This is a genomic window from Bacillus sp. DE0042 (genome assembly GCF_007680225.1).
GTDB lineage: Bacteria > Bacillota > Bacilli > Bacillales > Bacillaceae_G > Bacillus_A > Bacillus_A wiedmannii.
Window position 1 is genome coordinate 381,325 of the sequence record NZ_VEJP01000001.1, and the last position, 21,214, is coordinate 402,538.

The window sequence follows — 21,214 nt, forward strand, 5'->3', positions numbered from 1 at the left end:
TCTTTTCCTTATTTTTCACATTAGCTTTCATTGTACCATTTGTTTCGCCAAATATGAAAAATAAAAAAATTCTTATCTTCTTTTTTTATATTCATCGTGTACTAAATGAATAAATTCTTTTTGTTTTTTCTCGGATTTTATTAATGCTTCCATATTAATAGAAGACAAAATGAACTTTTTAATTTTTCTATTATTCCAAATTAATTTTGTATACTTTGTATCTTCGTGTAGCTTTCGAAACCACTCGAATTCACTTAACTTTGCAATATGATGTTTTAATTTCATATCATTTCGAGGATAAAATAAAATTATATCCATTATTATATCAAGCAATAAACTCATCTTCTCCCCTCCTATACATATATATTTCAAATTTACGGAAATATAGTTACAGGGTGATGAAATTGACGACTACATTCATAAAGAGTTTTTGCGTATTTTTCTTACTATATTTTCAATCGAACTCAATTATTATGGCGAAGTCTCAAACAAATGTGATAAGTGAATTTAAACAAGCTTTACTCAAAAATGATAAAAAATTAATGCGGTCAAATGTAACAGAAGGGATTGAATTGCCTACTTTCCTTACAGATAAACATATTCATGAAATTAAAATAGTACCGTCTCCAAAAGAAGATACTACAATTCTTATTTCCTATTTCAAAGACACTGGTGATGAATTTACTATCGGTTGTATTTTAGAAATAGTAACAAAGAATATTAAAATATCTCGAATTAATCAAATTTATGATGGAACTAACCCTCTTATGAAAGAAGCTACTATTGTAAAAGAATATGAATTGAGGATTAAGCGGCATATACTAACACCTACAAAATTCCCATTCGAAATTCACGAATTTCAAGGGTACATCTATAACGATTACTTAAACCTCCAATACTACAATGAAGATATTCATGGGATTTTAAAAATCACTGTTTCACCAGTTCAACATAAATTAGATCAATATGTACATAAGGGAACTAAATTTCACATTTTAAAACATAATATAAAAAAGACGGTTTTCAAAATAAAATCGCCATTGGTAACAAACTATACATAAAAAGAAAATACAGTGTTAATGATTTGATTAGAATTGCAGAATCTATGAATTAAAAAACCGATCTTTCCTATATCGAAAAGGTCGGTTTTTTAATTCATACAGTGAGTTTTCCTCCATGATAGCAATAATAACTTGCAGCTTTAAGGTTTTTAATTCTCTTTAAAGATTCTTCCGCTTTTTCTATATCTAAACAAAAATCCGGATTAGCTATTTCTAATTCACAATTATCTTGAACGGCCGCATCCCCTGTAATTACACAATTTAAATTTGGAAAATATAATGAAATATGCCCCGAAGTATGTCCTGGGGTCGCTACTATTTGACATTCATCATTCAAAATCATTTGACCATCATATACTTTTTCATCGACGGAAATATGTCTTATATTTTTTAAGTGTTGTATAAACCATTCACCAAATTCTTTCTCTTCAATTGGCATACGTTCTAACATGTCTTCAGCTTGAACTAGTCTCTCCGATTTTATTTCACCATTTATGTAGTTGGATTCTATTTCACTAGCCATAATATTAATGTAAGGATATTTCACTTTGAAATCATATAAAGATCCTATATGATCGTCATCATAATGAGTAATAATTATATTTTTTAAGTTTTTCATCTCATACCCCTGTTTTAAAATTGCGTCTTCAATTAAAGGTAAAAAGTTTAAATAACCTGTATCTACTAAAGTTAATTCATTGTTTATTATAATTAAGCTAGGATAAATATATTGTTTTGCCCCATTAAACTCAAATTCAATTGGTAATTCTATTATCTTCATTTTTCTTCCCCCATACCCATTATTTAATGTTTAATAATAAACAAATCATCCACATACATTTTACTGTACATACTTATGTAACAAAACACCGTGAGTCGTGACATAACCAACATTCTATTATTTTGAACAGGTAATTCCTTATTTTTATGGAAATATACAATAAGATAAATAATAAAATTGATTACTTCCTCACTTTTTTGTCTATCCTTTTAAAAAATCTCTGTTTTAGTAAAAGGAGTGTTTATATGGAGAAACAGACACTTTGGAAAAAATTCAAACAAAGCTCAGCAAGCCTCGGAAAATCTAGCGTATATGAAAGTATTATTTTATACTACACAATGAGAAAAAAAGGGTTACCTACTAAAGCGAAATTTATAATTTTAGCCGCTTTATCCTATTACGTATTAACAATCGACTTCATTCCAGATATAGCTGCTATTATTGGGATTGGCTTATTAGATGATGTTTTAGCAATTGCTATAGCGCATAAGTTTGTAATGCGCCATGCGGACGCTGAAATTCGAGAGAAGAGCAAAGTAAAAATGGAGTCATTATTTACTTCAGCACAAGTATAATTATACTGTCCAGTCATTTACCTAGCTTTTTACTTTCAAAAAAGCTAACTATAATTATTGATAGTTCTATTTAACATTCACCATGAGAGCATTACAGAATACATTCTTAATTTCTCTTAGCTCTCAACCGTAAACAAATAAGGTGTCAGTACTTGTTCCTAAGTTCTGACACCTTATTATTTGTTCTGAAATTTATCTGTTATACAATTCATTCAGGAAGGATTCCAGTTGTGACATTCTTATATGAAGAAATACCATATTAGTGCATGTAGTTTATACAGTTACATGCGTCCCCTTATACAAAACTGCTATTGCCACTACTATAAGAATCATTCCCATAAAAGCAGGTGCAGTATGACCAAGTGATACATAGATTTGCCCTCCAATAATTGGACCAATCATTCTTGCCAAAGCTTGAATAGATTGGCTACCGCCTTGAATCCTTCCTTGTTCACTAGAATCGACAGACTTTGAAAGCATCCCATTGAATGAAGGCCCGAAAATTGAGTCACCAAAACCAAACAGTAACATCCCAACGATTAGAAGAGGATATAAGGAAAATAAAGCAGATGCTGCAATAAAACTGTAGCCAATAATCTCCGAAACCATTCCAAGCATAGCTATTTGTTTATCACTAAGCTTGATCAAAAGCTTTGGCATTATAAAAGCTTGTGAAATGATATCTTGAAAGCCCATAATTGAAAACATAAGTCCGATTAGTGCAGGTTTCCAGCTAAAAGTATCCATCGTAAATTGTGTAAAAATTGCTTGTAAAGATCCGTTAGGTATCCAAAGTAAAAACGCTGAGACAAGTAACCATTTTAAGTTTTTCATGGAAAGTATGTTTGCCAGCTGTGCAAAAGGATTTAACCTTACAAAAGTAATTTCTTTTAACCTATTATTTTTGTCAAGACTCTCAGGCATATATTTCATCCCATATAAAACATTTAATAAAGTTATAAGTGCTCCGAAATATAAAGGTACAGAATGACCAAACTTTGCAAGTAATCCCCCAAGAGTTGGTCCGATAATGGTTCCTGCACCTACCACTGCACTCACCCACCCAAAATACTTCGTTCTCTGTTCAGAGGGAATGATATCTGCAAAATATGCAAAAATTGTACTGATGCTCCCGCCTGTTATTCCTTCTACTATACGTCCAGCAAATAGTACCCATAAAGCCCCTCCTATACCAAAAACTAAGTACCCGATTGCAGAACCGAAAAGGCATATTAAAAGTAATGGACGACGGCCATATTTATCGCTCAAAGCTCCGAGTGCAGGAGCAGCGAAAAACACGCAGACCGCATAAACAGAGGTCAGTAGCGTAACAACTAGAGCCTGTTCTTCCGGACTACTTATATAAGGCTCCACTAAGAATGGCACTACAGGCATAATGATACTGAAACCTATACCACAAAGAAATACAGAAATAAGACCGAATATTAAAGCATGTTTATCTATGTTTTTTTCAGTTTCATTTTTTGATTTTAAAATAGACATTTAATTTCTCCCCTCAGAACATTTTATTGCTTTGTCAACAAAAATAATAACTCTGTTTTGTTGATTAGTCAACAAAAATAAAATAATAAAAAGGTAGCCTTACCGTGAATAGGCTACCTTTTTATTATTTAAATATATCTCGCATTAACAGGCAAATTTACGACTTAATATGTATACCTTGTTTCTTTATTTCTGCATCCAAATGCCTACTATACTTTTCCACGAAGTTAATAATACTGTCGAATTCCGCCTCGGTTACTTGCTCAAATACAGCTTTATCCCGTTGTTGAAACTCATTGTGCAACTCTTCGTGAATTTTATATATTTCTTTCCCTTGTTCAGTAAGCTTAAAATAGATTTCTTTTTTATTCTCTGATTTCTGGTAACTTTCGATAAGGCCTTTGTTTATGAGCTTCTTAGTCATTCTACTTATTGCACCGCGAGTCACATAAAAAGCCTCTGCAAGTTGTGTCACGTTAGAATCGGCATTGTTTTCAATGTATTCAATACAATGTACTTCAGAAGACTTAAAACCTTTAAGACCTTCTTCCATTTTATCCTTATTAAGCCAAACCATCTTATTATATAATTCCCTGAAACCGTTCATGACCTGTTCTTCCTTATTCATGGTCTATCCTCCTAACCGCTCATTCATACGTTAAAACCATTATAGTGAACTACCCACCACTTAGTATCTCTTACGAGCTTACCCCGAGTGGTGTCTTCTCGGTTCATCGCTACTTTTGATAGCTAACGAATTTGTCTTAAGACAGCCGAGCTAACTCCCTTGTTCCAAAGGTTATTTCTTACGGTTTATATCAATGCGAATAACCGCATGGCTTCTTTTTTGATATTGATAGCTGCGTTATAGTCACGACTGATTGTTAGTCCACACGAACACGCATACGTACGTTCAGATAGTGACATTTCTTTTTTGTTTCCACAACGACTACACATCTTTGTAGAAGGAAACCACTTATCTATTTTCACAAGCTGTTTTCCTTGTTCTTGTAGCTTATATGCTAAAAATGTCGTTAACATCCCCCAGCCGTTATCAGCTACACTCTTACCAAAGCGAAGTGCTCGTGACATTCCTTTCATATGTAAATCTTCGATTGCTACAACGTCAAAATGAGTAGCCAATTCTTTAGACTTGTGATGAAGGAAATTCTTACGTTGATTTGCGACCTTTTCATGCAACTTCGCTACACGAATGCGTTGTTTATTCCAGCGTACCGAATCTTTCACACGTCTGGCTAATACTCGTTGTTCCTTCGCTAATTTGTCTAACATCTGATGATAAAAGCGAGGATAATTGGCTTTCTCATCTTCGCTACTCACATATAATTCAGCCATTGCGAAGTCTAATCCAACTACATTTTGTACTTCTTTTTGTACAATCTCTTTTTCATATTCAGTCAAGATGGACACATAGTATTTACCAGTAGGTGTCATCGAGATCGTACACGATTTGATGATATTACTTGGCGGTATCTCCCTATGTTGCTTCAGTTTCACCATTTTCAATTTCGGTAATTTGATATAACCATGAAATAACATAATATTTCCGTTTACGCGATTCGTTGTATAAGATTTTCTACTCTTTCTACTTTTGAATGTAGGAAAATCACTTTGACCACTAAAAAAGTTCTTATACGCAGTTTGCAAGTTTAATTGCGCGTTAGCCAATGTTAAGGAATCGACCTCTTTCAGCCATTCATACTCCACTTTGTATTTCGCAGGAGTAGGGAATTTTTGTTTCTTCAGCTCTTCCTTGTTCTCTTTATATGTTTCGTATATTTCTTTCCGCTCAGCCAGCATTTTATTATACACAAAGCGTACACATCCGAACGTTTTACGTATGAGATGTGCTTGTTCTTCTGTAGGATACAGACGAAATTTGTACGCCTTATTCTGCTTTATCATTTCTATTCACCTCAGTTTTCGCTTCATTTCCCATAAGCTATGACGGTGATTATACAACCTGAACATTACATTATTATTATCTACTTTCATTGTTATACCAAACTTTACCTCTTATAAGAATGATTATATCAGAGGCGAAAAAAATAGGAAAACCAAATGTTTGGCTACGCCAAATCGAAATTCATCCCCCACCTACCGCTAGACTATCGTCTTTCACACGCTTGAGGAAGGAGACTTCTTTCGGATAATACGTTAAATTTCTGTTTCCGTTTCGACAATATTGATATAATTATTTGAGTTATCTATGAAAGTAGACGATAAAATATAATAATTCACTATACGGAAAATAAAGCATGTATATTATAATATGCCCTACACGGTAAACAAAAAGTAAGAGCTAAGATTAGTTGTCTTAGCTCTTCTTCCATAAAATTTATGTTTTTTAAATACTATTTCACTTCATTGGCTACAAAAAATTGCTCACAAACACTGGAAATGCGCTGCAAGTCTACGTTTCCACCAGATATAACCGCGACTACCTTTTTCCCTTTAATATATGGATCCACTTTCCCTGCAAGTAGAGCAGCAGTAGCTAATGCACCAGCACCTTCTACAACAGCTTTTCCACGTTGTAATAAGTCTTTCATCGCTACTTCTAATTCACCTTCTGACACTGTTACGATATCATCTACTAATTCGTTTACAACTTCAAAAGTTAAATCGCCTGGTATTTTAACTGCGCAACCATCTGCTATAGTAGGTGCCTCATAATGTTCTACAATCGTGCCTTTGTCATAAGATGCCTTCATCCCATGAACATTTTCTGCTTGGACACCAATTATATTAATGGATGGATTAAAAGATTTTAATGCAACAGCAATACCAGAAATAATGCCACCTCCACCAATTGGTACAATGACAGTATCAACATCCCACATATCATCAAGAATGTCCAAACCAATTGTACCTTGACCAGCCATTACCTCTACATCATCATATGGATGTAAATATGTTTCACCTGTTTCTCTTATAATCTCCTCACATTTTGCCTTCGCATCATCAAAAGTTTCACCGTATAAAACAACTTCTGATCCATATCCTCTAGTAGCCTCAACTTTCGCTAAAGGCGCAGAAATTGGCATTACAATTTTACTCTTAATACCAAGCAAATGAGCAGATAAAGCAATACCTTGTGCATGATTACCTGCCGAACAGGCAATTACTCCTCGGTCTTTTTCTTGATCTGTCAACTGTGACATTTTATTAAATGCACCACGAAATTTAAAAGAACCCGTTAATTGCATATTTTCTAACTTCAGGTGAATTTCTCCACCTGTTTTACTAGTCAAATAAAAAGACTTTACTAATGGAGTTTTACGAGCATTTCTGTCTAGAATGTTTTGAGCTTTTTTAATGTCTGCTATATGTAATGGTAGTTTTTTAGTTATCATACTAATACCCCCTTCATGATTTATGATTTACTATTTGTCTCATTCCTAAGTTTTCGTAGGCAATAACTCCTTTATACGCAACCAACCCTGTTAAAAAATCATTCCTCATATATGTACGCTATTATTTACTGTACATATATGCAAACAATTCAACATCCTCTTCATATCACGTTCTTTGTAATGATTCAGGCATGCAATTTGGATCCAGTTATTCTTTTGTAAATACGCTGATTCATAATGGACGATATATCCTTGCAGCGCTAACATATCACCTACCGCTTTAGAAGAAAGACCTTCGCTTAATTGAATGGTAAGTATAACTGATGCAGCATGTTCTTTAGGTGAAACAAGATTTAAGCCCATAGTAGTAATAGCTTGTTCAATATATTCATATGTCTCTTTTATTTTTACAAATGCTTTTGCATCTTCAAATCTCTTTAATGCTTCTTGCAATGCATAAATTAAATTCCATGAATGAGAATATGGAATACTTTCATTTTCTTCGTACATGCCAATGTCCAGATAGGCTGGTAATGTTTCGTTTACTTTCACATTGTGATTATGAAAAACGAAAGATAATCCAGTAAACGATTTAATTGCCTTTCCACTAACACCACTTGCAAAATATACATCTTTCAAATCTATCGGTATTGCTCCAATTGAGCTAATACAATCTACACATAGTTTCACTTTATACTTTTCACATAAAACATTTAGTTCGTCTAAATCATTTAACATTCCGGTTGATGTTTCATGGTGAACAAACCAAAGCCATTCATAATTGCCAGTTTCCATTATTTGTTCTAATTCTGTATAAATAAATAGTTCTCCCATTTCTTTTTTATACGTATCAAAATGTAATTGCGCGCGTGCTGCATGTCCAACTAATCTATTACCAAATTCCCCATTTGTTAATACTAGTCCTTTCCCTTTTAAAGAACGTAACTGTAAAGCAATGGCATCATTTGCTAACGTCCCTGTTCCTAACATAAGTTGTACATGCTTTGCTTTTGTCATGTGAAGTAACCGTTTTTTCACATTGTCCATTGTCATTTGAAATGACTTAGAACGATGCGAAATAGGCTTAGTAGAAAATGCCTTTCGAACATTTTCTTCAATATCTACTGGACCAGGTAAAAACGAATATTCTTTCGTCATAACCCCTCCAACGCTCGACGCTTCAAACATAGCAGGCGTAACATACATTGGCTGGAAGGCTGCTTCTTCTGTACCAACTAACGTATGGAAAGATTTGAATCCCATTTGCTCATATAAAGGTAGTTCACGTGTTGTAGCAGAAATGAGTGCCAATTCATATCCATTTAGAAGCAAATAACGATGTAAAAAGCGAATTAAACCTAACAACGCTCTTCCATTTCTATATTCACGTTCTACTGAAAGTAAACGAATTTCATATACGTTTTCTCCATGTTCTTGCAAATAATAATCTAGATTTGGAATTTTATTATCTAACGAGAATGGTCGTTTTCCTCGCAATGTAACCATACCTACTAACTTATCGTCATCTAAACAAATTAAATATGTATTTTCTTCATGGAAACGATCTATACGAACACGCTCTTGCGTTTCTTCATGTTGCGGAATTTCTTCTACAAATGTTTTATAATTCAACTTATGTATACTTTCAAATTCCCAAGCTTGATCAGCAACTTTATAAATTAACCCCATGTTGTATCTCCTTTATGTATTTAATAAAAATTATAAGTGGAGATTAACTCCACTTATAAAAAGTTCATTTCATTCTCGATTTACATATAAAATAAGTATAATTATAAGTGCACTTAATATAGTCGTAACAATAGAGTAAGAATACAAAATCATGCAAACTGGTAAACAAGCGATTGTAATTAGTCCTGGCTTAGTAAATCCTTTAAAGATTAAATAAAATATAATGAAAACAGCAACAAGGGTAAGCGCTATCAAATAATCAAATGCAATTAATCCTCCAATAAATGTTGAAATGCCTTTTCCGCCCTTGCCTTTAAATATAATTGGGTAAATATGTCCAAGTAAAACAGCCAGTAAAGCTAACATTACAAATGTAGAATCTCCAAAAAGGTATTTTGCAATAGAAACTACGATTGCCCCTTTGATCGCATCACCTAAAAATGTAGCGACGAAATACCCTTTTCCATATACCCGCCCCATATTTCTTGCGCCAGGATTACCGCTTCCTTCCTGCCGAATATCAACATTATGTTTCCATTTCGTCACTATATAAGCGGTCAATATGTTTCCAAATAAATAAGAAGCCACCAAATACAAAAATTGCATACTATTAATCATGTAATCATTCACTTTCTACATGGGAGTACTTATACAATATTCAATGACTATGTATATTGTACTTTTCTTACTTTACATCCCTTTATACATTTTAACATCATATTTTTACAAATCATACAAAAATTCTCATGCGGCTATTTATTAAAATATAAATTCTTCATTAAGTAATAGGTTCCTTTCACTGCTAGTTCTGATGGTGATACAAATATAACTTCTCCCATACTTTTCTCGCAGCATTTCTTAAATTCAGCATATATTTCAGGAACGAAACGTAATATACTGCCACTTACTGCAATTGAAGTTGATAAATCAAACTGCATCTTATTGTAAATATTCACCGTAATTCTCGTTAATTCCGCAGCCGCTTGCACCATAATTTCACGTGCGTCATCATTCCCATTTCTCGCTTCCTCAATAATGAATGGTGCGATTGCTGCAACTTTATCTTTTGAAAAACTATATACTAGTCTTTTTATATGAGACGATGTCAAAAGTTGAAACTCTTCTTGAATTCTTACGCTTAATGGGCAAAGTGTAACTCCTTGATCAAATTGATTTGCCATTCTCTTTAAACCTTGTAACGCAATCCAATATCCGCTTCCTTCATCTCCTAAAATATGTCCCCATCCCCCACTATACTCGTACACTTCCCCTTTCTTTCCTATACAAATCGCACCTGTACCGCCAATTGTTAAAATTCCATCCTTTCCTTTTAAAGCGGCTGCATGAGCAATCATTGCGTCATTAAAAACTTCAATTTGTGTTCCGTACTTCTTTTTCAGACGTAATGTTAATTCATTTGTATTTGCTCCGCTTACACCCGCTAATCCTAAACAAATACAAACGCAATGCCCATTTAATAAACCTTTTTGGCATTGATCAATCGCTTCCATACTATGAAAAAGTGCTTCTTCAAAATCTATTAATATATTTCCAAAACCACTCGTAGCCGTTTCAAGTTCACTTCCGTCTTGATCAAATGCAATTGCTTCTGTCTTTGTTCCCCCGCCGTCTACTCCAATCATATATTTCATATGTTCGCCTCATTCTCTTCGAATTGGAGGGAATGTTATATTCCCTAAAACTACAGATTGCTTTGCACCTGTTGCACTTGGCACATTACTCGGATTACGATGATACGTTTCGTTTGCTAAAATGGCAAAGGCGATTGCTTCTTTCGCCTCTGAAGAATAGCCTATATCTTCTTGAATGAATATGGCGCATTTTTCATCCTTCAATCCATACCGTATCATTTCAACAAGTGTACGATTATAACTGCCACCACCGCCTAAAATCACCTCATCGATTTCATAATACGGCAGAATAAACTCCTTATAGTGATGAACAATTGAACTTGCTGTAAACATCGTGACAGTCGTCACTATATTTTCTTTACTATGCTTTTCATACCGCTTCAACAACTCACTGACAAATTCTTCTCCAAACTGTTCTCTACCAGTTGATTTCGGTGGATTCATTTTCAAAAATGGATGGTTTATACAATATGTCAAAATTTCATCTACAACTACTCCCTGTTTTGCAATTTTACCATTTTGATCATATGATAACTGAAATAGCCTTTGACACATTTCATCAATTACCATATTACCTGGACCAGTATCAAAAGCTATAACGTTCTTATCACTTAGGTGACTTGGTATTATGGTAACATTACCAATCCCGCCAATATTTTGTAGTAGTCTATTTTTAGTTGGATGACGATACAAAATAATCTCTGAATATGGTACAAGTGGTGCACCTTGTCCCCCTGCTGCGATATCCATCGTTCGAAAATTAGAAATAACCGTCGTATTCGTTTCATATGCTATAACTGCTGGTTCTCCAATTTGCAATGTGGAAGGAATCATATTACCATCGTGCTTTGGCTGATGATAAATCGTTTGTCCGTGAGAACCAATTAAATTTAATTGTCCCAAAGGAAAATTGGCCTCTTTACAAACTTCCCTTACAGCATTGGCGAAGCATAAACCGAGTTTGAAATTTAAACTGCATATGAGTTGTACATTTGAATTTTCTATTGATAATGCCTGCTGGATCTCATTTTTCATATCATTACAAAATGGAACTGTAGTAAAATGGATGAGTTTGACCTTAGACTCTACACCACTCCCCTCTATATGAACGAGTGCTACATCTATTCCGTCTAACGAAGTACCAGACATTATCCCTGCAATATACATAACATGCATGACCTCCTATTTACTAAAAAACAATCATGTAAGTTACAAACGTACAACCGATGGAAAATAATATAAATCTATAAAACAACTGGGCTTTCGATGCGAACAATCCATCAATGAAAGAAACAACTACTGTAAGCAAAATACTTGCCGCAATGCTTGTAACGAGCCATATACTATGCATTTGTGATAAATGTAGCATTCTTAATAAAGGTACAAAAAGTAAATTTGCACATATCACTCCAAATAATAATAAAAATACACCTTTATAACTAAATTTTATATTCATTCCATTTCACCCTCTCTGGACTTCATGTGAAAGAAGTGATAGACAAAATGCCTATCACTCAAAAATACAGTATAAAAATTACGAATTTACAGATTCTCCGTCTCCATTCTTTTCAATTTCAAGCATATTTTTGTCGTACATTTTAAAGAATGGTAGATAAATAAGAAATGATATTGCTATATTTATTAAAACTAATACAACTGCACGCCAATCTCCTCCTGTAGCTAAATATGCACCAATTGGAGCTGGTAGTGTCCACGGCGGCATAATGTGTGTTGGTGTTACAAATCCCATTGCAGTTGCAGAATATGCTATAGTAGCTGTTACTAGTGGTGTAATAACGAAAGGAATAATTAAGATTGGATTCAGGACAATTGGTAAACCGAATATAACGGGTTCATTAATGTTAAAAATTCCAGGCACAATACAACTTCTCGATAATGCTTTCGAATATTTTGATCTACCAAAAACAATCATGGCTAATACAAGTCCTAGCGTTGCACCCGAACCACCAATCCAAATAAACCATTGATAAAACGGCTCTGGTGCAATGAATGGAAAATGACTCGCACCACTTGCTACAGCTTCACCGTTCTTCCCTAAATATACATCCCAAAGTGGTCTCGCCACAGTACCTACAACGGATACACCGTGTATCCCGAAAGACCAGAAAAATGTAATTAAAAATACAGGTATAATAACGCCAAAGTAACTATCGCCAGCTTTAACTAATGGTGCTGCTAATTTATCCACAACGTAATGTACATCTACTTTAAAAACGACAGTAATAAGACTCATAATAATAATAACGAAAGCCGCAGGTATAAGTGCTTCAAACGAACGCGCTACTGACGGTGGTACTTGTTCTGGCATTTTGATCGTTACGTTTTTCTTCTTACAAAATCTTAAAATCTCAACTGATAAAATAGAAACAATCATTGTCACGAATAATCCATGACCTCCGAGATTTGTCATCGGAAGCATAAACCCTTTTTTATCAATTAATTCAGGCGTTAATGTTAATAGTAATGAACATACTGCAAGCTGTGCTCCTGATAAAGCATCTAGCTTATAACTTTTCGCTAAATTATACCCTATTCCAAATGCTATATATAAAGACATAATAAACATCGTTAAACGATATGGTATTAATATACTTGTTTGATTTTTTAATGCCCAAACAGATATGAAACTATCTTTCGGTAATGGTGGAAATGCTACGATTAAAAAGAAACTTCCTACAATAATAAATGGTAACGCTGAAATAACTCCATCACGGATTGCTTGTAAATGCCTCTGTTCAGAAAGCCTTGCCATCGGTCCAGATAAGTTTCTATCAAGAAACGTGACAAATTTATTCATAACGCTTCCCCCTAACTAATTAAATCATTTACAGTTTTTAATAAAGTCGGTCCGCCAAGCGGCGTGTATGCTTGTGGCGGTATGATACCGCACGGGATAGATTCCTCTTCTGCGAATTTTTTAACAGAGTCAAATCTATGTCTTACTTGAGGTGCAACCATTACAACGTCCCAGCCATTCTTTACTTCTTCCTCTATCTCACTTGTTCCAATGGCATGGACTTCCATGTTTACACCTTTTTTCTCCGCCTCTTTTTTTAAAGCGTTTACAACAATTGCACTGGACATCCCTCCAGAACAAACGAATAAAACCTTCATTTATTAATCCTCCTATACTTATAAATTATCCCCTTCGGATGAAAGGAAGTTTCACTTTACTAACAAGCATATGAAGAAGTAAAAGAATTTAGTTATATTGAAAGTAAATTTCAGTAAAAATATTTTTCCTATTAAATTAATGTTTCAATATTTATTTTTCTCAATTGTAAGTACAACCTCACCTCGGATATCATATTAGCTAACCATATAATAGGGAGGCGTATAAATAATCATGAAACGTTTATTAGTGATATGTTGTATCGTCATCTTTTTTATTCCTTTCTCTTTCATTTCTCCTCACTCTACTTACGCTGAAGTAAATACTACGTATAAAAAACACGAATTACGTGCTGTATGGATTGCTTCTGTACTTAATATTGACTGGCCCTCAAAAACTGGCTTACCTATCGCAAATCAAAAACAAGAGTTTATTAGATTATTAGACGATGTAAAAAACACTGGTATGAATGCAGTTGTTGTACAAATAAAACCAACCGCTGATGCTTTTTACCCTTCCAATTACGGTCCTTGGTCAGAATACATTACAGGTACACAGGGAAAAGATCCCGGATACGACCCGCTCGCATTTATGATTGAAGAAGCACATAAAAGAAATATAGAATTCCACGCATGGATTAATCCATACCGAATAACGATGAATCACACTGATATAAATCGATTATCGGATAACCACCCTGCAAAACAGCATCCGGATTGGGTTGTACCTTATGGAGGAAAGTTATATTACAACCCTGGTATTCCAGAAGTGAAAAAATTTATTATAGAAGGCGCTTTAGAAATCGTACAACATTACGATATTGACGCGCTGCATATGGATGATTATTTTTATCCATATAAAGTAGCTGGTGAACAATTCCCCGATCAAAAAACGTTCGAAACGTATAATAATGGTAGATTTACAAATATAGAAGATTGGCGACGTGACAATGTAAATGAACTTGTCAAAGGTTTAAATACTGCTATAAAACAAGAAAAATCATACGTAAAGTTTGGCATAAGTCCGTTCGGCGTATGGCGAAATATAGCTGACGATCCAACTGGGTCTAACACTACTGCAGGTCAAAGAAACTATGATGACCTTTATGCTGATACACGTGAATGGATACAAAAAGGTTATATTGATTACATTACACCGCAAATATATTGGAATATTGGTTTCACACCAGCTGCATATGACATATTAGTAGATTGGTGGGTAAAAGAAACAAATAATAAACCGATTCACCTATACATCGGTCAGGCGGCGTATAAAATTAATAATAATTCTGTCCCAGCTTGGTCTGATCCTGAAGAATACCCAAGACAACTTGCATTAAACCGGTTATATCCTGAAATAAAAGGTAGTATGCATTTTAGCTTAAAAGATATTAATAACAATCCACTAGGAGTTAAAGATAGACTCTCAAAAGACATATATAAACATCCTGCATTAATCCCGCCTATGCCTTGGCTTGTTCATGATCCACCAAAACAACCGACTTTAAAAGGTGCTATTCCAAGAGATGAAGGTATTGCTGTAGGTATCATTGATGATAGAGAGAATGACTCTGCTTATTACGCCATTTACCGTGTGAATGGAAAAAATGAAGTGGATACAGAAAATCCAAAAAATTTACTTACTGCTGTAAGAAAAACAAAGCTCGGAGAAATTTATGTAGATAAAACAGCTATTTCAGGAGAAACGTATACGTATGTAGTAACTGCAGTTGATCGATTGCATAATGAAAGTGTTGCATCTAGTCATACTACCGTTAAAGCAAAATAACAACTAATAAAAAAACGCCTTAAAAGCTAAGAACTATAGCTTTAAGGCGTTTTTTTTATTTATTCTTAAACTTCTCAGTCGCTGCTCTCATCTTCACATTCAAATCGTGATCAATCGAGTCACGAATATCTCGCTCGACTACTTCCATTTCTTTTTGGAAATTTTGCAAGTAGATTTTTAATTCTTCTTCTTTTTCTGGTCTTTGTGAAGGTGGTAATTGTACGACTAACGATAGCATCGCTGTTAAATCTTTCATTAAGAACGTTTCAAGTTTATGTTGTTGTTCAAACATACGCTGCTCCTGATAATACGGCAAGGCATTTAATACTGAAATTGTAATTTCATCAACCGTTCTTTGTAATGAAGGGTTTATTGAGCGTTTATACGTTTGAATTGTATTTAATGCATCTGGATATCGATCATAAAAATACAATTTATAAAACGAAAGGTCTGATGGTTTTACTGTTTGCTGCGTTTCTTGTCTTAAAAAATCTTTTACTTTCATCGCCGCTACATCAATATCTTCATTTGTAAGTTTTTTCGTTGTTTTTGCCATTACATGTACTTTTTTCTGTTTTTCTTTCGGTAACATTGAGAATACTTGCTCTCTCGTACGTTGACCCGATGCACAGAAAAGAGTGTTTAATGTATATTGTTCTTTCTTTCCTTCCGTACGAATCCAGCGATAAAAGAGTGGGTGCTGTGTAAATTCTTGTAGAAACGGTAATGATTTATTCGATAACTTATCTAAAGAATCATGTGCTCTTTTATATGGTTTCGTCCATGAAAAATACAGTTTACGTCCGAAATATACAACTAAAACAACGACAGTAAATGCGATTAAAAGCAATGTACCCAATAGTACTAATACTGTTTGAATGAAACTCATTTTTTCACCTCCTCTAAAAGTCTGTTATTTCCTTGGACGCTGAATGAGTTTTTGTTTCATTTCATCATTAAATGTGTCTAATTCAATTACAAACTTCTTACTTGACTCGATAATACGTTCTGATGATTTCTCAGAAGCTTCAATCGCAGCAAATACATTTTGGAATGATTCACGTAATTTATCCATGCTAATAGCAGGATTTTCAAGAAGTTTTGTTGTTTCTTCTGTATTTTGTTTTAATGCTTGTGAGTTACTTAATACCATTGATTCAATTGCTTCATTTGTCGCATTCACTGCATCAATTGTTTTACGCTGATTTGTTAATGCTAGCTGGATAGCAGCTGAAACTGTTACAACGTTTTGCGTCATCGTAATGGCATTACGAATTGCTTCTGTTAACTTTTCATTATTTTTCTTAATAATGTCTACAGATGCGATAGATTGTAATAAAACACTTTTCGCTTGCTGCATATTACGTGTACGTACTAGAATCTTTTCTAATGCATCGTTAATTAATGGAATATCTCTTTGACGTTCTGGATTTTGTTTCTCAGCTTCCAGCATGCCAGCAAGTTTTCTCCCTAAGTATACTTGCTTATCAAGTGCGTGAATTTTATCGTGCGATTGTTCTTTAAGCATTTCAAGACCAACTGTATCTTCTTGTAAGTTGTCACGACCAATTAGTAGGGATCTTATAATCTCCTCAATTTGCTTATCTATAGATTGATATTTATGCACGTATGTTTCAAGTGGATTTTTCTTGAATACTTTAAACATAATTTTCTTCATACCACTTGCTTTTAATGAATTCGGATCAAGCTCTGATACCACTTTTCGTAATTCTAACAATGTATTTGGAATTTCTTCGTTCTTTCCATTCATCATCGCTGTTACTGGACGCTTTAGTGCTGATAACGTTTGTCCTGCTGCTTGTTGCTCTTTATCCCCTAAATCTCCTAGCTGTGACAATACTTTTGATAAATCCGTATTTTGCTCGCTATTTAATTTTTGTACATAAAGATCAGCTTCTTTATTCAGTTCCTCTAATTCTTGATCTTTTATAACTGTATCTACTACTACTTCTACATTATTATCTTTCACAATGGATACAGGTTCTTTTTTCTCGAGTTCAGTCAACAAAATCGCTCCTTTATTTATATGTGCGAATTTATATGCACTATATTTCATCTATTATATCGTATTTCATATACATTCTAACTGCTTGAAATCGATTTTTTTAGAAATGCCTGTTTATGCAGTCATTCCCTGTTTCTTACTATAAGTATACCTGTTCTCAACATTATTTTCCTCAGACTTAAGACCTAGAGAACAACATGCTGAAGGCGGATTCTTCGTATGTTACGTATATAAATTACGTCCTTCCCATCCTACTGTACTCAATCTTTTGACATACACCCTTTTTCAATGTGATAATTATATTACGCTCAATCCTAACTCTTCTTAAGCGCTACAAATGCTCCATTTTGAAATGCCAATAAGACCGTTTCAAACATTTCATCTTCTTCAATCATTTTTCTAAACTCGGCTAATTCGCTTGCATGAGAGGTTGCGTTATCAACAACAAGAAAACCCTTTGGTTGTAAAATGCGTTTTATATGCTCAAGCCACCACATGTATTGCGTACGCTCTGAATCTAGGAAAATAAAATCAAATGAGTGATCTAATTGCGCATCTAAAAATGCCCCTGCTTCTTGATTATGAACATCAATCCTTTGTAAAAGGTTTGCCTTTTCAAAATTGACAAGTGCCTCTCCAACTCGTTCTGAAGAAAGCTCTACAGTTGTTACATTTCCATTTGTTTCTTCTACCGCATTAGCTAACCACAATGTAGAATAGCCATTAGAAGTTCCGATTTCTAAAATGTTTTTTGCGCTACACCCTTTTACTAAAATCGATAAAAACTGCCCCATCTCACGAGTAATATTCCGTAACTTTTCTTCCCGTGTTTTTTTATTTCGATCATGCTCTTCTCCATATTGTTCAAGTTGAAATAATAATGAATCTAACGTATCCATTTTTTCATCGCCTTTCCAAAGCAATATGATGAAAAAGCTCTTGCTGCCCGTCTACTTTCATTATATGCGAAACAAAAACCTTTTTCTCGTTATATGACAAAGATTTGAATTTTTTTATAGCATATTGTTTCGTTTTTTGGTAAAGTTAATTTCTACGTGCAATTATTCCATTCATATTATTTTTAATTCAATTGCAGTTATTAAAAAATATAAACCCCAATTAAATGAATCGGTATTTCAAATTCAATTAAGCGCCCTTTCCGGACGCATTTTCTTTTGTTTATATATTTCTAGAAGAAAGGATGCTTACAATGAACGTGATTAGCTTAGATGCTGCTCGAAAGCGCAAACAGCATAAAAAATTAATGATTACTATACCGATTATTTCACGTATTTATGAAGAAGATGGGGAAATTAAATTTGAGGTAGCAGGCGAAAAAGATGTACCTCTTGAAATGTTAGAGAAATAAAAAAAAGACGCACTTCTAAAGAAATGCGTCTTTTTTTATACTGTTACATTTAAGTGCATAAGTTTTTCAGGATTAACCATCATATAAATGTTTGAGATTTTCTCATTTTCAAATGTAAATGAAAGCACATAAGTCACTTTATTATTTACTTTAACAATAACACCTGGGGCACCATTTACCATCTTATAATCAACATTGTACTCTTCCGGGAACTTCTTCCCAATTCCAAAGAATAAACGTATAATTCTATCTGCAGAATAGATTGGATGGATTGCAGTTGTAGCTTTACCACCACCATCAGCTTTTAATATCGCATCTGTTTTTAATACTTCTAACATGCCTTGCGCATCCCCACACTGCAATGATGATACAAATTTCTCCACATAGGCAGCCATCTTCTTCGTACTTAATGTTGACTGCTTCGGCTTATCCAAAATACTTTTTCGTGCACGTTGAAAGATTTTTCGGCAGTTCGCATTACTCTTATCTACAATTGAAGCGATTTCTTCGTATTCATAACTGAAAACCTCTCTTAATATGAAAACAACTCTCTCTACCTCAGACAATTGTTGTAAAAGTAATAAATATGCCGTAGAAATTGATTCTTTCATTACAAATGACTCTGATGGATCATCAACCTCTTCCACAAATGGCTCTGGCAACCACATTCCGACATATACGTTCCGTTTATGTGCTGCCGAACGTAATTTGTCAATTGAGCGATTTGTTACCATTTTACATAAATAGGCTCTCATATTTTCTATAGATTGAACGTCCTCTATATTATTAAGTGTTATAAATACGTCATGGACGATATCTTCAGCATCCATAACACTCCCAAGGATTCTATATGCTAACGAAAATAATAATGATTGATACGTTTCATATAATTGCTCCGTTTCCATGATGAATTGCCTCACTTTCGGATTGCTTTAATATGTGTAACGCTGCACGTTTTCCGCTTGCTACCGCAGCATCAGCTAATATTTCATCATGTCCTAACCAATCTCCTGCAACGTAAACACCTGGCATTCCAGGTATGCTAGGGCCTGGTTTTTCAACACGGTCAATATGAGGAAAATCATATACTACCGTTATTTTCGGTAAATATTGCTGTGCAACAACTTCCCTTTCCCAATTCGGATGTAATAATTCCATCGTATTTTCTAACTGTTCTTTATCATCTTGAATATGATTTAGCTCAAACACAGGGGTATGATACTTAATTAGACTCACTGCAATTGATCCGTCTTCACTTAATTTAGCTGCTCTCGATTGATTTGTATAAAATATAGGTTGATCTAAGCCTAATACAAATTGATGTGTAGGGTTGGGTAATCGTCTCAAACCAATATCTAATGCAGCAACGGTAACCGGTACTGATTGTTCACTCCATCTATGCAAACTTGTTCCTTCCGCACCTTTTATAATTTTACAAGCTTCTTTCGGTGGAGTTGTTACAATGACTGCACCTGCTTCAAATACTTCATCGTCAAAACATTGTATTCTTTGTTTCCCTTCACAATGCTCTATTTTCAAAACATGCTTTTTAGCCAGAAATTGCACACCACTAGTACTTGCTATATTCCTTAAATTTGTTATTATCGTCTCCCAACCGCCATCTACATAAAGTACTCCTTCTTTCATAGAAAGCTGTATTTGCTTTAGTACAGAAGATGCTAATTGTATTGTAGGAGCATACGTATATGTTGTTGTTCGGCATAATGCATAAAATATATTTCGAACCATTGGATCTTTAATTTCATTTTCTGCCCATGTAGTTAGGCTCATTTTCGGAACTTTTCCTACATCTAAGTTTCCTAAATGAATCATAAGACGAGCGAACTGTACTTTTGCAGACCATGAAAGTAACGGTGTTGATAAAATGGAGCGAAAATCTGTTGGAATGGTATAAATATCCCCTTTCCATATTCCATGTGCTTTTGTAGATGGGATTCCACCTGGAAGATTTACTCCTAGCTCATTAAAAGCTAAAAACGCTTCTCCACCTCTATATAGAGCATGTGCACCAAGATTCATACAAATGCCGTTTTTATTTATTGTCATCCCTCGACCACCGAAGTGACTGGACTTTTCTAATACAATAACTTTCCTTCCAGCTTTCGCTAAATATATAGATGCTGTTAATCCAGCAAGCCCACCACCAACAATTGCTATATCAAAATGTTTCATAACAAAATCCCTCCTTATACGTTCTACATACAAGACGAACGATTAAGGGGGGATGTGACATTCAGTT

At 34.2% G+C, this 21,214-nt stretch carries 21 protein-coding genes and 1 pseudogene; 4 read left to right on the forward strand and 18 right to left on the reverse strand.

The features are described from left to right. Nucleotides 1-72: 72 nt before the first annotated feature. Nucleotides 73-342 carry a hypothetical protein gene (locus FS802_RS01710; protein WP_000054886.1) on the reverse strand — a complete coding sequence of 90 codons (270 nt, stop codon included), beginning with the start codon at nt 340-342 and terminating at the stop codon, nt 73-75. A gap of 62 nt (nt 343-404) precedes the next feature. On the opposite strand from FS802_RS01710, the pseudogene FS802_RS01715 reads away from it, so the two are divergent. Then, nucleotides 405-1,114, forward strand: a pseudogene (locus tag FS802_RS01715) (hypothetical protein). Nucleotides 1,115-1,155: 41 nt separating this feature from the next. On the opposite strand, the gene FS802_RS01720 reads toward FS802_RS01715, so the two are convergent. Continuing rightward, nucleotides 1,156-1,842, reverse strand: coding sequence for an MBL fold metallo-hydrolase (locus FS802_RS01720; RefSeq protein ID WP_000691140.1), 687 nt, complete (start codon nt 1,840-1,842; stop codon nt 1,156-1,158). Between the two features lie 245 nt (nt 1,843-2,087). Between FS802_RS01720 and FS802_RS01725 the strand changes: the two genes are divergently transcribed. Further along, the gene (locus FS802_RS01725; protein WP_000415093.1) at nt 2,088-2,417 is read left to right on the forward strand and encodes a YkvA family protein; all 330 of its coding nucleotides are present in this window, start codon (nt 2,088-2,090) and stop codon (nt 2,415-2,417) included. 273 nt (nt 2,418-2,690) lie between these two features. On the opposite strand, the gene FS802_RS01730 is transcribed toward FS802_RS01725, so the two are convergent. The 11 genes from FS802_RS01730 to FS802_RS01780 all read right to left on the reverse strand — a co-directional run bounded on the left by FS802_RS01730 (nt 2,691) and on the right by FS802_RS01780 (nt 13,773). Further along, nucleotides 2,691-3,920, reverse strand: a complete 1,230-nt coding sequence (locus tag FS802_RS01730) for an MFS transporter (protein ID WP_098655167.1) — start codon at nt 3,918-3,920, stop codon at nt 2,691-2,693. 157 nt (nt 3,921-4,077) lie between these two features. Continuing rightward, nucleotides 4,078-4,548 (reverse strand): MarR family transcriptional regulator, encoded by a 471-nt coding sequence (locus FS802_RS01735; protein ID WP_001030911.1) that lies wholly within the window; start codon nt 4,546-4,548, stop codon nt 4,078-4,080. Between the two features lie 185 nt (nt 4,549-4,733). After that, nucleotides 4,734-5,846 carry an RNA-guided endonuclease TnpB family protein gene (locus FS802_RS01740; protein ID WP_098707932.1) on the reverse strand — a complete coding sequence of 371 codons (1,113 nt, stop codon included), beginning with the start codon at nt 5,844-5,846 and terminating at the stop codon, nt 4,734-4,736. Nucleotides 5,847-6,295: 449 nt separating this feature from the next. Further along, a complete protein-coding gene (tdcB, locus tag FS802_RS01745; protein ID WP_000628895.1) occupies nt 6,296-7,297 on the reverse strand; it encodes a bifunctional threonine ammonia-lyase/L-serine ammonia-lyase TdcB in 1,002 nt (333 codons plus the stop codon). 105 nt (nt 7,298-7,402) lie between these two features. Continuing rightward, nucleotides 7,403-8,986 (reverse strand): aminotransferase class V-fold PLP-dependent enzyme, encoded by a 1,584-nt coding sequence (locus tag FS802_RS01750; protein WP_144524840.1) that lies wholly within the window; start codon nt 8,984-8,986, stop codon nt 7,403-7,405. Between the two features lie 69 nt (nt 8,987-9,055). Beyond that, nucleotides 9,056-9,604, reverse strand: a complete 549-nt coding sequence (gene plsY, locus FS802_RS01755) for a glycerol-3-phosphate 1-O-acyltransferase PlsY (RefSeq protein WP_098655164.1) — start codon at nt 9,602-9,604, stop codon at nt 9,056-9,058. A gap of 134 nt (nt 9,605-9,738) precedes the next feature. Further along, a complete protein-coding gene (locus FS802_RS01760) occupies nt 9,739-10,638 on the reverse strand; it encodes a BadF/BadG/BcrA/BcrD ATPase family protein (RefSeq protein ID WP_098655163.1) in 900 nt (299 codons plus the stop codon). Nucleotides 10,639-10,647: 9 nt separating this feature from the next. Then, nucleotides 10,648-11,805 carry an anhydro-N-acetylmuramic acid kinase AnmK gene (gene anmK, locus FS802_RS01765; RefSeq protein WP_098655162.1) on the reverse strand — a complete coding sequence of 386 codons (1,158 nt, stop codon included), beginning with the start codon at nt 11,803-11,805 and terminating at the stop codon, nt 10,648-10,650. A 22-nt stretch (nt 11,806-11,827) separates the two neighbouring features. Next, entirely contained in the window at nt 11,828-12,094 is a 267-nt protein-coding gene (locus FS802_RS01770; RefSeq protein WP_098655161.1) for a hypothetical protein, read from the reverse strand. A gap of 78 nt (nt 12,095-12,172) precedes the next feature. Next, nucleotides 12,173-13,456, reverse strand: a complete 1,284-nt coding sequence (locus tag FS802_RS01775) for a PTS sugar transporter subunit IIC (protein WP_098655160.1) — start codon at nt 13,454-13,456, stop codon at nt 12,173-12,175. Nucleotides 13,457-13,467: 11 nt separating this feature from the next. Then, nucleotides 13,468-13,773, reverse strand: coding sequence for a PTS sugar transporter subunit IIB (locus FS802_RS01780; protein ID WP_000865895.1), 306 nt, complete (start codon nt 13,771-13,773; stop codon nt 13,468-13,470). 226 nt (nt 13,774-13,999) lie between these two features. On the opposite strand from FS802_RS01780, the gene FS802_RS01785 reads away from it, so the two are divergent. Continuing rightward, on the forward strand, nt 14,000-15,559 hold the full coding sequence (locus FS802_RS01785; RefSeq protein WP_098707933.1) for a glycoside hydrolase family 10-like protein: 1,560 nt from the start codon (nt 14,000-14,002) through the stop codon (nt 15,557-15,559). Between the two features lie 55 nt (nt 15,560-15,614). Here the strand turns inward: FS802_RS01785 and FS802_RS01790 are convergent, their stop codons facing one another. The 3 genes from FS802_RS01790 to FS802_RS01800 all read right to left on the reverse strand — a co-directional run bounded on the left by FS802_RS01790 (nt 15,615) and on the right by FS802_RS01800 (nt 18,484). Next, on the reverse strand, nt 15,615-16,448 hold the full coding sequence (locus FS802_RS01790; RefSeq protein WP_000008384.1) for a DUF3974 domain-containing protein: 834 nt from the start codon (nt 16,446-16,448) through the stop codon (nt 15,615-15,617). A 24-nt stretch (nt 16,449-16,472) separates the two neighbouring features. Continuing rightward, the gene (locus tag FS802_RS01795) at nt 16,473-17,585 is read right to left on the reverse strand and encodes a toxic anion resistance protein (RefSeq protein WP_000137410.1); all 1,113 of its coding nucleotides are present in this window, start codon (nt 17,583-17,585) and stop codon (nt 16,473-16,475) included. Nucleotides 17,586-17,899: 314 nt separating this feature from the next. Beyond that, complete coding sequence (locus FS802_RS01800) at nt 17,900-18,484, reverse strand: O-methyltransferase (protein ID WP_000380142.1); 585 nt, start codon at nt 18,482-18,484, stop codon at nt 17,900-17,902. Between the two features lie 311 nt (nt 18,485-18,795). On the opposite strand from FS802_RS01800, the gene FS802_RS30905 reads away from it, so the two are divergent. After that, the gene (locus FS802_RS30905) at nt 18,796-18,954 is read left to right on the forward strand and encodes a hypothetical protein (protein ID WP_001100983.1); all 159 of its coding nucleotides are present in this window, start codon (nt 18,796-18,798) and stop codon (nt 18,952-18,954) included. A gap of 35 nt (nt 18,955-18,989) precedes the next feature. Here FS802_RS30905 and FS802_RS01805 read toward each other — a convergent pair whose 3' ends face one another. Further along, complete coding sequence (locus FS802_RS01805) at nt 18,990-19,859, reverse strand: sigma-70 family RNA polymerase sigma factor (RefSeq protein WP_088092603.1); 870 nt, start codon at nt 19,857-19,859, stop codon at nt 18,990-18,992. Beyond that, entirely contained in the window at nt 19,837-21,147 is a 1,311-nt protein-coding gene (locus FS802_RS01810; RefSeq protein ID WP_098655158.1) for a phytoene desaturase family protein, read from the reverse strand. The genes FS802_RS01805 and FS802_RS01810 overlap by 23 nt, the downstream gene beginning before the upstream one ends. Nucleotides 21,148-21,214: the final 67 nt, after the last annotated feature.

Excerpts from the sequence above, each read along its gene's own strand:
- FS802_RS01710 (WP_000054886.1), bottom strand. The coding sequence starts at position 342 with ATGAGTTTATTGCTTGATATAATAATGGATATAATTTTATTTTATCCT.
- FS802_RS01720 (WP_000691140.1), bottom strand. The coding sequence starts at position 1,842 with ATGAAGATAATAGAATTACCAATTGAATTTGAGTTTAATGGGGCAAAA.
- FS802_RS01725 (WP_000415093.1), top strand. The coding sequence starts at position 2,088 with ATGGAGAAACAGACACTTTGGAAAAAATTCAAACAAAGCTCAGCAAGC.
- FS802_RS01730 (WP_098655167.1), bottom strand. The coding sequence starts at position 3,920 with ATGTCTATTTTAAAATCAAAAAATGAAACTGAAAAAAACATAGATAAA.
- FS802_RS01735 (WP_001030911.1), bottom strand. The coding sequence starts at position 4,548 with ATGAATAAGGAAGAACAGGTCATGAACGGTTTCAGGGAATTATATAAT.
- FS802_RS01740 (WP_098707932.1), bottom strand. The coding sequence starts at position 5,846 with ATGATAAAGCAGAATAAGGCGTACAAATTTCGTCTGTATCCTACAGAA.
- tdcB (WP_000628895.1), bottom strand. The coding sequence starts at position 7,297 with ATGATAACTAAAAAACTACCATTACATATAGCAGACATTAAAAAAGCT.
- FS802_RS01750 (WP_144524840.1), bottom strand. The coding sequence starts at position 8,986 with ATGGGGTTAATTTATAAAGTTGCTGATCAAGCTTGGGAATTTGAAAGT.
- plsY (WP_098655164.1), bottom strand. The coding sequence starts at position 9,604 with ATGATTAATAGTATGCAATTTTTGTATTTGGTGGCTTCTTATTTATTT.
- FS802_RS01760 (WP_098655163.1), bottom strand. The coding sequence starts at position 10,638 with ATGAAATATATGATTGGAGTAGACGGCGGGGGAACAAAGACAGAAGCA.
- anmK (WP_098655162.1), bottom strand. The coding sequence starts at position 11,805 with ATGTATATTGCAGGGATAATGTCTGGTACTTCGTTAGACGGAATAGAT.
- FS802_RS01770 (WP_098655161.1), bottom strand. The coding sequence starts at position 12,094 with ATGAATATAAAATTTAGTTATAAAGGTGTATTTTTATTATTATTTGGA.
- FS802_RS01775 (WP_098655160.1), bottom strand. The coding sequence starts at position 13,456 with ATGAATAAATTTGTCACGTTTCTTGATAGAAACTTATCTGGACCGATG.
- FS802_RS01780 (WP_000865895.1), bottom strand. The coding sequence starts at position 13,773 with ATGAAGGTTTTATTCGTTTGTTCTGGAGGGATGTCCAGTGCAATTGTT.
- FS802_RS01790 (WP_000008384.1), bottom strand. The coding sequence starts at position 16,448 with ATGAGTTTCATTCAAACAGTATTAGTACTATTGGGTACATTGCTTTTA.
- FS802_RS01800 (WP_000380142.1), bottom strand. The coding sequence starts at position 18,484 with ATGGATACGTTAGATTCATTATTATTTCAACTTGAACAATATGGAGAA.
- FS802_RS30905 (WP_001100983.1), top strand. The coding sequence starts at position 18,796 with ATGAACGTGATTAGCTTAGATGCTGCTCGAAAGCGCAAACAGCATAAA.
- FS802_RS01805 (WP_088092603.1), bottom strand. The coding sequence starts at position 19,859 with ATGGAAACGGAGCAATTATATGAAACGTATCAATCATTATTATTTTCG.
- FS802_RS01810 (WP_098655158.1), bottom strand. The coding sequence starts at position 21,147 with ATGAAACATTTTGATATAGCAATTGTTGGTGGTGGGCTTGCTGGATTA.